The 13,624-nt window shown below is 43.3% G+C and carries 9 protein-coding genes and 2 pseudogenes; 4 read left to right on the top strand and 7 right to left on the bottom strand.

Features of this window, described 5'->3' with window-relative positions:
* Positions 1-317: 317 nt before the first annotated feature.
* The gene (locus F8S12_RS34935) at positions 318-1,808 is read left to right on the top strand and encodes a type I restriction-modification enzyme R subunit C-terminal domain-containing protein (protein ID WP_230968487.1); all 1,491 of its coding nucleotides are present in this window, start codon (positions 318-320) and stop codon (positions 1,806-1,808) included.
* Positions 1,809-1,844: 36 nt separating this feature from the next.
* Here the strand turns inward: F8S12_RS34935 and F8S12_RS34930 are convergent, their stop codons facing one another.
* The 3 genes and pseudogenes from F8S12_RS34930 to F8S12_RS34920 form a co-directional block, all read right to left on the bottom strand.
* Positions 1,845-2,171, bottom strand: a complete 327-nt coding sequence (locus tag F8S12_RS34930) for a hypothetical protein (RefSeq protein ID WP_196520835.1) — start codon at positions 2,169-2,171, stop codon at positions 1,845-1,847.
* 629 nt (positions 2,172-2,800) lie between these two features.
* Positions 2,801-3,910 (bottom strand): annotated as a pseudogene (locus tag F8S12_RS34925) (group II intron reverse transcriptase); the annotation flags it as partial.
* Positions 3,911-4,612: 702 nt separating this feature from the next.
* Positions 4,613-5,629: a hypothetical protein gene (locus F8S12_RS34920; protein WP_196520833.1), complete on the bottom strand. Its 1,017-nt coding sequence runs from the start codon at positions 5,627-5,629 to the stop codon at positions 4,613-4,615.
* An 836-nt stretch (positions 5,630-6,465) separates the two neighbouring features.
* On the opposite strand from F8S12_RS34920, the gene F8S12_RS34915 reads away from it, so the two are divergent.
* Positions 6,466-6,858 carry a hypothetical protein gene (locus F8S12_RS34915; RefSeq protein WP_196520832.1) on the top strand — a complete coding sequence of 131 codons (393 nt, stop codon included), beginning with the start codon at positions 6,466-6,468 and terminating at the stop codon, positions 6,856-6,858.
* 208 nt (positions 6,859-7,066) lie between these two features.
* Here the strand turns inward: F8S12_RS34915 and F8S12_RS34910 are convergent, their stop codons facing one another.
* On the bottom strand, positions 7,067-7,300 hold the full coding sequence (locus F8S12_RS34910; protein ID WP_196520831.1) for a hypothetical protein: 234 nt from the start codon (positions 7,298-7,300) through the stop codon (positions 7,067-7,069).
* Between the two features lie 357 nt (positions 7,301-7,657).
* On the opposite strand from F8S12_RS34910, the gene F8S12_RS41860 reads away from it, so the two are divergent.
* Positions 7,658-7,786, top strand: coding sequence for a hypothetical protein (locus F8S12_RS41860; protein WP_269144869.1), 129 nt, complete (start codon positions 7,658-7,660; stop codon positions 7,784-7,786).
* 55 nt (positions 7,787-7,841) lie between these two features.
* Here the strand turns inward: F8S12_RS41860 and F8S12_RS34905 are convergent, their stop codons facing one another.
* The 3 genes from F8S12_RS34905 to F8S12_RS34895 form a co-directional block, all read right to left on the bottom strand.
* A complete protein-coding gene (locus tag F8S12_RS34905; RefSeq protein ID WP_196520830.1) occupies positions 7,842-11,156 on the bottom strand; it encodes a plasmid replication protein, CyRepA1 family in 3,315 nt (1,104 codons plus the stop codon).
* 1,128 nt (positions 11,157-12,284) lie between these two features.
* On the bottom strand, positions 12,285-12,467 hold the full coding sequence (locus F8S12_RS34900; protein ID WP_152592908.1) for a hypothetical protein: 183 nt from the start codon (positions 12,465-12,467) through the stop codon (positions 12,285-12,287).
* A 98-nt stretch (positions 12,468-12,565) separates the two neighbouring features.
* A complete protein-coding gene (locus F8S12_RS34895) occupies positions 12,566-12,760 on the bottom strand; it encodes a ribbon-helix-helix domain-containing protein (RefSeq protein WP_152592907.1) in 195 nt (64 codons plus the stop codon).
* A gap of 295 nt (positions 12,761-13,055) precedes the next feature.
* Between F8S12_RS34895 and F8S12_RS34890 the strand changes: the two are divergent.
* Positions 13,056-13,624, top strand: a pseudogene (locus tag F8S12_RS34890) (ParM/StbA family protein); the annotation flags it as partial.

Raw genomic sequence — 13,624 nt, 5'->3', positions numbered from 1 at the left:
TTCTTCCAGACCACTCCTCGATATTTTTCAACTCTAAAAGTTTCGTTACATCCTCTTTAAAATCTGATAATGAATCGGCAAAATTTAGATTTGCATATATGTTTTTCTCCATAAAAGTAGATACTTCCTATTTCAAAACTATTCCTGAAAAGAAATTTTACCTTTTTTATAGTCGCAACAATGTACAGAAACCTCGTTTTTAGCACAGGTTGTGTCTTCTAACGAATATTACTCAGGTCATTGTATTAAATGTTTAATATGTACGTAAGAGTTTATTAGCGATCGCTCTCCAGGTGGGGTTATCTCACAAAATCGCATTGCTCCCCTTTAAAGGTGAGTTTGCCCGTGTTATTACCTTCAAAACCGCATATCCCCAAACTCTAATTGATAACTTTTCAAGCAAGGATAAGGAACCCCATATTGCTATCTCAGTGGATATGCTCGACACTGGGATTGACGTGCCAGAGATAGTCAATCTGGTGCTTTTCAAACTTGTACGCTCCAAAACTAAGTTCTGGCAGATGGTAGGACGGGGAACCCGTCGCTGCCCCGATCTATTCGGTTTAGGGCAAGATAAGCAATTCTTCTACCTGTTCGACTATTGCCAGAACTTGGAGTTTTTCGAGCATAATGCTGAGACGACTGATGCCCCAATAGGTAAATCCTTGGGTACGCAGTTGTTTACTGCGCGATTGGAGTTAATCACAGAGCTAGATAAAAAGGTTGTTGAGGTTGGCAATACTACAATCAAAGAACCTCAAACCTTCTCTGAAGAACCAAAGACCGATGCAGAATTGCGGCAGCAAGTGGCTAATCTACTCCACACAGAAGTTGCAGCCATGAATAGCGACAACTTCGTAGTGCGTCCTAAGCGACGACTGGTAGAAAAATATGCTAGTTCCCAAGCATGGGTATCGCTATCGGGCGAGGACTTTACCGAACTGAGCCAAGAAATAGCGGGTTTGCCCTCCCAATTGGAAGCGGAAGCAGAAGAGACAAAAAGGTTTGATGTTCTCGTGCTGAAGTTGCAATTAGCAATCCTGCGCTCGGAGCCTGCCTTTGAGCGTTTACGAGAACAGGTGAAGTCACTTGCCTCTTTGCTAGAGGAGAAATCCGCTATCCCATTAGTACGGGAGCAGTTGCCTTTGATCCAGGATGTACAGACCGACGAATGGTGGCAGGATGTTACATTGCCCATGCTGGAGGTACTACGAAAACGCCTGCGCTTTCTAGTAAAGCTGATTGAAAAACAGAAACGCCAACCCATTTATACCGACTTTGAGGATGTGATGGGGGATGAGATCACAGTAGAGTTACCTGGCTTTACATCATCGGATAACTTTGAGAAGTTCCGAGCTAAAGCAAGGGCTTTTTTGCGATCGCATCAGGATCATGTAGTTATCTTCAAACTGCGGACAAACAAGCAACTTACTTCATCCGACCTGTCCGAGCTAGAGAGAATACTGGCACAGAGCGGTGTGGGTGCTGAAGAGGATATCATCCACGCTAAAGAAGAGTCACAGGGTCTGGGTTTGTTCGTTCGCTCCTTGGTAGGGTTAGATCGTGAGGTAGCCAAACAGGAACTAGCTAAGTTTCTATCAGGTAAAAATCTGAACTCTAATCAAATTGAGTTTGCGAATATGATTGTGGACTACCTAACTGAACATGGCGTAATGGATGCTGCGCTCCTCTATGAATCCCCATTTACCGACATTACACCACAGGGGCCAGATGGATTATTTACCTCGTCCCAAGTAGACGAATTGGTTTCTCTGCTTGAATCCGTTTATGCGCGGGCAGTAGCGTAGAAATAAGTTAGGAAAACGTTGAACGCAGACACGCGTCTATGAAGAAGCGCCAGCTTCAGATACAGTAGCCCCTACATCTGGTTTGACCTCCTTCGCCTTCTTTTCAAAAAGCTGGATTCCTGCGTCAATCACTTCAAAGCCGTTCTCTGTGCGTTGGCCAAGCTTCCCCGATACAGCCCCAGCCCAGTCTGCAAATTCTGAGGCGCTAGTCTCAGCCTTCCGCCAGCTTTTGGCATTAACTTGAGCAGTGAAGACTATGCCGTTCTGGTCAGTCAACTCGATTGCAACTTTTTTATTCTGAAGAGGTGTGGCTGTTGGTAGTGAGCCACTAAATTTTATTGTCACTTCGCTTTTGACTTCCATAGCTTACCCCTGGCTCATCATCAATTAAAATTCTTCGCTCTTGATTTTATCTTGGATTAGGTTGACCACAAGATGCGCGATCGCGCATTGCTATCGTAGTTAGATCACTTTGAAAGTAAACGTTGAGCATTCGGCTTGAACGAGAACCAAGACTCAACATTAAAAAACAAAATCTACAAAAAAAATTTACCCCTGTTTTTGACCCTTTTTTTGTCTATCTAATTGATAATTACTCTCAAGATGAACCGCCCAAACCGTGATTATTGATGCATTTATCAAGAAATATTACAGTTTTAGCACTGGTTCCTTGATTTGGCTAAATTCGTGCGTCTAACAGAACATCTCGACAAAACATCCATTTTCCCAATGATCACCAACTACATTCAACATCTCCCAATATCTATCCAATATCTCCCAAATCTCCAATTTGTTTCTTACCTTTTTATCTCTTAAACATCATCCACTCACAAAATTCTCATTAGCTCAAAAATTCCCAATAAATCCGAACAGTTCCCAATACTTATAAGAAGTCTCCCATTTTGTGGTAGAGTCGATGCCCGGTATTATCCGGGGCACCTCTCTGTTAAATCTGGGCGTGCGACTTTCACCGCACCCAGCTTCCGATGTTCTCAGCTTCCGCTTTTGCTCATGTGTTCGTAATCGTGGCAGCTTTCATGAATTGCTTCAAGATTATTTCTCTTCCAGTTGGCATGATTTCCGTCGATGTGATGCAGATGAATCTGTTCTTCATCGATGAATTTTAAACCGCAGGAGGCACATCTATGGTTTTGCTTCTTAAGAGCAATAGAAGTTTCGCCGTCGTAGAGCTTACTGTTTCGTTCGCTCCAGTAGGCTGTATCTCCGTCATAGGGAGATTTGGTTCCTTTGACTATGACGTGTTTGTTTTCGGAGTAAGGAACTGCTGGAAATGCCTTTTTTATTAGCTCCTGGCATGAGTGACTATTTTGTTTGGTTTCCTTGTTGAATACCTTAAAAGCTCTATGATTGATGTGCCATAAGGAAAACTTTGACCCATCCATCTTGCAGAACTTATGGTAATTTCTCCATCCTCTAACTATTGGTGCTAGCTTTTCAGCCTTCACCTTAGAACCATAATTCGAGTTGTTAACGATGTGTTTTACTTTCTTACGGAATGCTTTGAAGTTGTCCACTGAGGGAGTACTTCTGAACTTTCCGTTTTTCTGGACTTTAAAGTGCCAGCCGAGGAAATCAAACCCATCTGTCGCTGCGGTTACTTTGGTTTTCTTTTGGCTTACATTCATTCCGCGTTTGCGGAGGAACTCGCTGATTCTTTCAAGTATCTCATTCGCGTCATCTTCGGGTCGGAGTATAATAACCATGTCATCCGCGTATCGGATTGACGTTTCGGCAATTAATTTTGCCGATGTTTTAGGTGTAATCCTTTTACCCTCCTTATATTGATAGTGGTATCTGTGGACACTCTCAATTCCGTTGAGCGCGATATTTGCTAATAGCGGGCTGACCACTCCCCCTTGAGGTGTACCCTGTTCGGGGAATTCTGGGTTGACTCCTGCCTTGAGGCATCGGAATATACCGAGTTTTAAGCCAAAAGGGGCGATGAGTTCGTCCATTATGGCTGAGTGGTTAATCCTGTCGAAGCACTTTTCGATATCGAGTTCGATAACTCGTTTTTCCATTCCATTGCAGTGAGTGTTGAGGTTAGTGAAGATGTACTTCTGTGCATCGTGGGCAGAGCGAGTAAACTCAGCGAGTTCCTCACGAAACTCGCTGGTCTTCAAAACCGTGCTTGAACCTTTAAATTCACACGGCTCCTCAGTGACTTGGTGCTTGTCACGCATTCCTCATTACCAACATATCCTCCTCCCAAAACCAATTCATTTCGGAGGGTGGTTTAGGCTTGGCACTGTTACAGCCAGATTTTCTGCCAGGACTGCCATCACTAGTAGTCTTTGTGTCGTGGCAATGTCTGTGTAGAAGTTGGGGTATGAGTATCATCAGAACAGAAAACCGGGTTAAGCTTAAAAGCCTTATTTGCTAAGGATTTTTCCGATAACGAAGGTCATTGACTTAAACTTATTATCGAGTCACTACTCAACGATCAAATAAGGGTTTCAGCTTCTAAAAATGCTTGTCTTACTCATGTAATATCTCTTAACCCGGTTTTCTGCGCGAATGCTACTCATACCCCTAATTCTAATATTGAAATTTTCAAATTTTCAACATCAGTTTCTATATTATTAGGTTCGTTGTCTGCCATAAAAGTAAAAATGTATACCAGTTTTTACTCTATTATCTGGCATACACACTGGTAGACTGTACGGTGAAACTACGGCTTGTATTGTGAAGTTTTGGCAGACAAACAACAATATAACTTCTCGTGCTAATTACGCACACTCTAAATCACTTGACACATAGACATTGCCCTTGCGCCTTTTTTCTTATTCGTTAACAATCGTAAAGCCTTCATAATCAGTTGTTCCAGCCGCAGCACCGGGTAAATTGACTGTACCAAGTAACCTGGCGGTTGCAAAGCCAGCACCGCTGGTTCCCGTGGGAGTACCTAAACTCAGACCTGGTGCGGCAAGCTCGTCTTGGAAGCCTGTGATCTCGTAGACTTGCCCAGTCTCCAGCAAAGCTAACAGTCTTTGAGTAGAGCCGGTAAGGTTAGTAAATGCTAGTCCAGAATCTCGGTTGAGATTAAGAGGTTGACCTGAAGAATTTCTCAGCACAATCGGCGCAGATAGCTGACCAGTAAGCAGATCAACTTTGTACAGGTTATTTCTGGTAGTGTCGCCTGTAGTTTCATCTGTGTTAGTGAAATCACTAGCAAGAGCGCGAGTTCTACCAGGATTGAGATTATCGATAGCTAATCCATCGGCAAATTTTCCAGGGTTGGTAGGTTGAGTTCCTTGTGTTCGTGCAGCAGTAGTAGCTCCGCCAAAGCTGTCTACAAGGCTAAGAGTTCCAGGGTTAGCTGTAGTAATTTTATAAAGAGAGCTTCCTACTGGCACTCCATTACTGCTACTTTGATTCCCTGAAATGTTGTATAGAACAATTGGTTGACCAGCTGCTGAAAAGTCACGTCCAAAGTCAGCACCTGAATCAAATCCAAAACGCCTTAGGTTTGATGGTGTACGCGTTGGTAAACTTATGACTGGAGCAAAAGGCGCATCAATATTACTAACTCGGATACTTGGTTGAGGGTCAGGATCTCCGAGACGAGGTGCATTAACGGCACTTATCCTTCCAGTAATAGGGTTAGTACCTAACCCTCCTAAATTTGCATTAGGAATATTTGGAACACGGATATTACCTATAAGCTGAGGGGTAATTGGCCATGGGCTAGGAGAAGGAGGAATAGGAATAGGAATAGGAAAGCGCCATACTGGGCATAGTCCATCAGTATCAGGATCATAAAAATTAGGCCTTCCAATTGTATAGCCGTAAAGAGTCATGGTAATTCTCTCCTTATTGAAACTTCTAAAGCTCTAAAAACATTGCAAATATATGAACTGACCTACAAATGCCAGTATTAGCATCAGTTGCTATAACAGGCAACTAGAATATTATTATTGGTAATAAATTTAAAACTGCAATACTGTATTTACACTCTACAGTTCACCATAAAACTTCATAAGTGTGGGTTAGATTAATATTAAGTTTTCCTTATGGCTTAATTAAATTTTTCTAGAGTTATTTCAAGCTCTAAATAAGCATTTATTTTTTCTTCAAAAATTAATTATTGATTCAACCTGCAATAATTTTAGTGACTTAATAAATTATTTTGTCAAGTCAAATTTATACATAAACAGCTCTAATAATATTTTTTCATTTGCTTTGAGGCGATCGCATCGCATCTTACACCGCGCACCCAACGTATCCATCCTCTAAGAAAATCTTTTAATGAGTGCGACGCCCTTTTATGGAGCGATCGCGTTCAGCGTCTCGTAGAGAGGAAATCTCAGGCTATGGCTGGGCTTGGGTCAAGAGAGCGCTGCGCTCTTGAGGAATTTTAGGCAGGGGGCGGGCGATCGCAGTAATCAATTTGAATTTGGAATTTATAAAAACTATTAACAATACTTGAATTAAGTATCAAATAACTGTATTGTATCAATACCTTCGCCAAAAAAAGAGGTGGTCTAGCTTTTGCCAAAATAGCTCAACACAAGAGGGGGAAAGATTGTTATGCAAAACGTCAAACCCAAGTCCAGACGGGCAGGACAGTCTAAATTACTTACACAAAAACCATATAGGATTTTATGCTCAATACCTAGTTGACTAGGAGGAAAAAATGTTCAAAAAATTCTCACGATTCCGCAGGCTCATTGTATTTAGTAGCACTTTGCTGGCGCTAACTTTAGCACTGGTTTTGATAATAGCCCCAATGGTGAAAGCCCAGCTACCAATAGTCTATAAGGGCAGTTTTGTTGCTAAAGCACAAACAGAGACAAGACAGGTATTTCGACCAATCTCTGATGCTGAACGACTAAGCCAAAGCCATCATTTTTTCGTCCCAAGTGTGACGGGTCGTCCTCTTGTACCTAATTTTCGAGTTGTAGTGCTTGAATGGAAATTACAATATTTCGTCAATAATGATTCCGATGGATTTTACGGGCTAGTTGTAAACAACAAAGGGGGTAGCGATCTCAACGTTAATTACAAAATTTATGAACTTTTGTTTTGAGCATTTAACAGATGAAGTAGATGATTGGGGTTTGAGAGTAACTTGATGACCGAGATAATCAACCCTGGTAGTAAAAAAAACTGCGATGTCCGTATCCTTTATAATAATCATGGCGGATACTTGAGTATCTAAAAGTGCGAGTATGCGAATATCTGAGTACTTGCATACTCGCACTTTTAGATACACAAAACTAGTAACTTCATAGCTTTTAGCTTTGCTTACGCCCTTCAAGCCATTCTTCTATTCGTTCTTCTATCCATTGGGAAAAGTCCTCTACCCCATCCTCTAAGAATGCAGCCTTCATTTTTTTCTCAATTTGCTTATTTATATAGATAGTGGTTTGTCTGTAATCGGGGTGCGATCGCTTCCCGCCCTTTTTTTTAGAGGAAATTTCAGGGTCAGGCTGTGACTCTTGCTCTTTATCCCGGGGTATGAGTATCATCAGAACAGAAAACCGGGTTAAGCTTAAAAGCCTTATTTGCTAAGGATTTTTCCGATAACGAAGGTCATTGACTTAAACTTATTATCGAGTCACTACTCAACGATCAAATAAGGGTTTCAGCTTCTAAAAATGCTTGTCTTACTCATGTAATATCTCTTAACCCGGTTTTCTGCGCGAATGCTACTCATACCCCGGTTAGAAGAAATTTATGACAAGCTCTCTGAATTGAGAGAAAAGACAGAATGGACGTTTGATTTTCAAAACGAACTTTGGGAAATTTATCCAGGTAAACCTAACTCCTAGCTTCTAAAAACCCTACGAACCTTATTTTACAGTTTTGTAGGGTTGCAGAAATATTTGGAAGTATCTGACGAGCAGGTGTTGGGCGCATCTGCGAGTTTGGCGATGCTGTCACCAGTTGGGGGAAATGTCGGGAAATATGCTTATCACGGCATCGGAACAAAAGCTGAACACACAAAGACTTGATCCCTAAAGCAACGGGACTTCAAAGTGTGATCGCACTTATTGGGAAACGGGACTATCACACCATCCATTCCACCCAATCGGGCGCAAAGGCCACCAGTTGAGCAAACTTATCAGGGTCAACATCCTCAAACTCCAGCATCACGCCGCAACGCTCATCACTCGTCAACGTACTGAGTAATTCTTTTACATCATCAACCCCATCCTCTAAACGTTCAATCGCCAGCCGAGCGTAATATTTAACCCGTTCCCACCAAGAATCACTGAGTTCTTCCTCTGTGTCCATACCCCCCCGATTATTATCTCCATCTTCATTAATGGGGGGTGTGGACGGCGGGTTAATCCCATATTGAGACTGCATTCTAGCCTTATGTGCCGCATCTCGCTCAAGTGACTCTTGGCGTTTGCGTTCCTTCTCCTCCCGTTGCCGTTGACGATACTCCAATACCTGTTGGGCAAACTCGACATCCTCAGTATTGAGCCGATAGTACCTAACGCGCTGCCCATCTTCAAGCGGTCGCCGCGACTCAGTGGACAAACCCAGTTGCGAAAGATACTGGCTCAAAATCCACACAGGAGACTCCGATAGCGGAATGGTCAGGTTGAGGATACCTTTAACGTGAGATGCGTTGCACTTGGAAAACTCAGCCAAAGTCTGAATCATCGCTTCGTCGCCTTTAATCTCAACCCCAGCCATCAGATCCATCAGCACAGCCCTGAGTCCCAGCCGATGACGCATTAACCATGCGGTAGAATGATTGCTCCAGTCAGTGCAAATAGCCAAGCGATCGCGTTCCGATTTATCGCGTTCGGCAACCACAGAGGGCGGTGGAACAAACTCGCGCCCCTGGTCATCAGTGACCATTTCCCCAGGCATTGCCAATATCGCTTCAAGTGCGACAATTTTTTTAATTAAGCGTCCCCCGTCATCTTGCTCAACCAGTTCCGGGGTTACGCTCATGCCGTAAGTATCCTGTATGCGGAACTTCTCACACTCCAGCACCTCCTCCGGTTTGAGATAGTCTTGGTGCTGCCTACTCGTGTAAGTCCTTCTGTCAATATCTTTGGCATTCGCCACCAAGCGATAATGTTCTTCATCAATGGCAATACCAGCCGCTTTCATCCACCGCGAAGTCGCTTCATTACCTCCATCCCCGGCAGAAACAATGGTATTCCCCATCTCCTCCAGAAGCGATCGCAAATCAGCCCGTAAATTATTAATCGACCAATTCCGTTGCCCCTCAATCTGACAACTAGCATCTAATGCCCAATCCTTCTCAGCCCCACGTTTTCCTGTCTCGCGGTTAATGCGAATCAGAAACGCGGTCATTTCATTCGTTTGAAGAATCCTTTCCTTGATGCGACGGGCATTGGTTTCGGCGTAACCAAAGGGAGGGCGCGGTGCAACCCAAACGTACATGGGGACATCTGGACGATACCGCCATAATTGCTGGGCGCATTCTGTAGCCGACTGCGAGACAGCATGAAACACGCCAAACACGGCATCAAAATGATAGCTGGAAATGTCAACCCCTGAACTGAGACTGGGAGTAATTAAAAAAGCGTCAAGATCCTTAATAGCAATGTTAATCTCCCTGATGAAAATCACATTCTCTTCAGAGCCGCTATTTTCCGAGTGAATAGCCCACACCCGTAGCTGTCGGTCTTCGACTGATTCCAGTGTTTCATCATCAGGCGTATCTATTGATACCCCATCATTCAGCGCTCGTTCCAACTTTTTGATGAATCGCTTGCTGTCGCTGACCATCATCAACTTTTTACCCGACATGAGTTGAGCGTGGAACTCGGCAACGATTGCGCTGCTGTTTCTCCCTTCGTACCAATGAACTTGACGACCACCTGAGCGATACTGGTTTTTGATGATGAAAGGTTTTTCGCCAGCCGGTCGCAAATTCATGAAGAACTCAATGGTCAAATCATCCAAGTGAGCATCAGCTAAAACAACCAGCTTGGCGTTGTAAACTAGATACTCCAGCACTTCCAGAATAGCCCCCCGGTGTTCCTTGCAAGTTTTGGACTTCAGTAGATGGGCGAGATACTGGCAGGCTTCATCAATAAATAGAATGTCATAAGCCTGTAAATCATTTGCCATTTTATACAGAGAATCCACGGTAATGCTGAGAGCTTTTACCTGACCCCAGTCACCGCAAGAAATCGCGGAGTACATTGCTGTTTGTAAGCGATCGCTGAGATTCTTGAGCAAAGTAACCCGATGCCCATTGTTCAAAAAACTGAGTTGGGGGTTATCTCTTCTGAGAACTGCCAAGATTTCAGTCTTTCCTGTTCCCATATCGGAAACCAAACCAACTAACCCCGATTGAGGTAGGGAGTGAATTGCAAGTGAGAGATAGCGAGTATTCACCGTTACATTGGGCTTGTATTTATGGAGTCCCCTAGCTCGGTTAATGAAAAATCTTTGCTTGTACTCGCTGATTCTCAAGGCATCAGCAATCATCGTGGTGACGGCTTTATCCGCTTTTTTACCCAAAGCCACAACCCAATCGTCAATTCCTTTCTCTGGCCCTGGCAGCAGCGCTACTTCACATTGGCAGCAAAGTTGTACAATTGCAGAAGCTGTGCGGCGTGTGGCTTGAAAAATCTGCTGTTTGGTTTTGGGTTTGCTTTCGTAGTCGAACAGAACAACGAATTTACGCCCCTTTTGAGTCATTGGGACTAAATCAGGGTGCAGTCGTTCTAAATCCTCCTTGCCCACTCGACCATTCCAGATTCCAGGGAGTGCGATCGCTACAAATCCCAAAGTCAGCAAACAACCAGCCTTCTTCTCGCCCTCTGTAAGGATTACAGGGATTTCGGGATGTGCCATTACCCAAGCCCAAAAACCTAACGCCTCTCCTTCTTCGGTAACGGTAATATGTTCTGGCATCGGCACGTTATACCGGAGTGATACCAACCGCCATAAATGTAGGGGCAGTCTCAAGTAGGTAACTCGGTTGGGAGTTTTGGGCGGTGACTCGTACTTGACTGGCTTTTGAGTTTGCTGCTGTGTAGTCTTGTCCCATTTAAGGCGGGGGTAATCTGGTTTCATCCGTCCCCAGTCCATCGCCAACCAATCATTAAGCGGGTCAAGTCCGCTAACCCACCATGCACCGGCCTCCGCGTGGGCATATCGTTTCAAGTACCCATCACGCAGTCGCCCATCGTTACGTCTGGCAGTTTGAGGTAGGGCGCATAACAGATATTCGTACACTGAGGGGCCACTAAGAGAACGGACATTCAAAGCTGTTAACTCTGGGTCAACACCTGAACCAATAACCCACTCTTGCCAATGGCTTTGAGTTAGTTGGTCGTTTCCATTAGCTTCATTGATGCTAATTACATTGGTTTGTGCCATTTTGATAACCTCCGATAATGGTTGTATTCATCGGAGCTACCCACTGTTAATGGCTAAAGTAGCAGTGCTGATATCAAGTGTTGCCAATGGCTAACCACTTTATCTCTACTCAGTAAAGAAAAAATTTCAGATTTACAAGAAACCAATCGTCTTGACTAAAAGGCCTGAAATTAAGAGCATGAAACTCTCATGATTAGTTTTATAGGGTTGATGTCACCTGATTAAAGCTGTGCTAACTTTACCTCAACTACGCAAACATTGTTAAACTGAGATTGTTATATAAACGGTTAGTAGCCTAATTGCTAGGCGTATGTCTTGCGTATGGGCAGCTAGCCGATTTCTTATTTTTTACTTGCTTCCAAAGCTGACCAAGCGGCTGGTGTAATGTTTGGAATTAGTTTACGAATAGTCAAAAATGCAGAAATCAGCCCTATGCTTTAGCTCAAGGCAAAATAAAACAGCTTTTAATTGAAAAAACAAAATATTCACGATGCTATCCTCATATACGAGGCATCTAGGCGTAAAATTCGTCCCTAAATTATTTGCATCTAAGTAGCTCTTGCTGACATTTCGCTTTAAATCTAGAGTCGGGGAAAATTGTAGCGCCAGATGCCTTTTTTGCAATTTGTCCAAAAAAAGGCATAAAATATCCGACCCTGTATGCTAAGATTACGAACAGGGGTCGAGTCGTGAGGCCTCGTTAGTTCTTCAAACAATTTGGTGTCTGTCTGACCCGCCAAAGTCTTGGACATCAATACTGTTATCTAACGACTCCCCTTACCATTTTGACTATCCGAATATACTGCTAGTGTCGTTGCCCCCTCCTTTTTGTATTGATTGATTTCAGTCTGATTTGCAGACTTACTTTGGTAAGGTTAGCATGAAAAGCTGCTTGACAGTATCAAAACAGGCTAATCTGTTTTGTTTTGCAGGCTTGCAAATACTCAGGCATTTGCCTGAAAAACAAATCCACTCGCGCTATCCACCCTTTCAATAGACAGTTAACTCTTGAAGCAGTGTGCTTAAGCAGTTGAGTAAGCCATTTTATCAACGGTGCTAGTTCATCTAGCACCGTTTCAGTTTTTTCTAATCGAGAACATATATCTTGAACCATGTTTTCCTTTAATACTATTCGTGCGGTGTTTGGTGCTGTTCGGTTAACCATTGCAGTGCTAGCACTCTTAAAATGTGGCTCATATTCGTTTTCATGCTTGTGCAAGCCTGCTTGAGTTGCTCTCGTTCATCTTCCAGCATGAAAACCCTGACCTCTGCTGCACCTTCTTGGCGACTGGTAACTATTGGAATGCTCATAATAAGCTCTGTTTGGCTATCTGTGTTATACGGCTCTTGCTCATTAGTATAACATTCAGGCGAATTGCTGTGTGATACGGATGAAGAGATTTCTTCTGTTAATTTTTGTGATGACTCTGGCTCAATAACTTTTTTGGAGGTTCTAGATACCCCTTTTGTACTAAGACTTCTTTTATAAGTTCGTCCAATAAGCTGCTAACAGTTTTATCCTCATCCTCTGCCCATCGCTCTAGCGCTTGTTTTACATGATCGCTCGTGACAAACATTACTCGTGGTCTTTTACCTGCTGGCATTTTTTAACTTTAAATTGTGTACCTCAGTCAAGACAGTAGCTAATTCTCAGATACTTAGCTACAATCTGTCTGATTTTTTTTGAGAAAAGTAAATTAATTCTTTTATTTATGCTGATAATTCTCTGAGAAAATGCTACTTTAAAGTTGTCAGCCAAAAACAGCCACTCAACAAAGGCAATAGAAGCCAGAAAGTGATGCTTTGGCTAACCCCTAAGTGGATATCTGGCTTTATCGTGATTTGCCTAAAAATCAACGCCAAGCCAGGAAAAACAAGACTTTAACAAACAACAGAACCATGACTTCGACATACACCAATGCCAAAAATTGGCTAGTTCAAGCAGACTTGTTAGCCAAATCCGGGCTAACTGACCTTATCGCCGGGAAAGACTCAGGTGCAGGGTATGGCAAGGCAATCATCGGTGATTTTTCCATCATGATGCCAGCCGTATACTCACTTGTTCGCAACCGCAATATTAAACACCACGAAACCATCTCAAAAGATGGCTGCTGGGTGCGTTATGTAGAAGGTTCGCGGCTTGACTTAAAAGATATTCAATTCTTCTGGGGCAGTGCGGCGATCGCACAAAGTGATCACACCCTGTTGCACGAAGATAAAGCCAAAAAAGCAGAACTGGCACTAGAAAGCATCCTTGCAGACTTAGCAGTTCTGAATATTCCCAATGGGGTCAAACTTTCAATTAGTTTAAGCAACCATAACCCGGAACGCTGGGCAACTGAGATTAAACGCAGAGTATCAGGCACTCACACCTTTGAGCATCTGCACCCTGTAACTCGTTCCATTGTCACCAAGACAGTTGACATCGCGGTTACAGGGATTTATCCCGAAGGATTTGGAAGCATTGC

It is taken from the genome of Nostoc sp. WHI (assembly GCF_015714725.1).
Taxonomy (GTDB): domain Bacteria; phylum Cyanobacteriota; class Cyanobacteriia; order Cyanobacteriales; family Nostocaceae; genus Nostoc.
The sequence above is the reverse complement of the archived record's forward strand: the minus strand, read 5'-3'. Positions and strand labels throughout refer to the sequence as shown.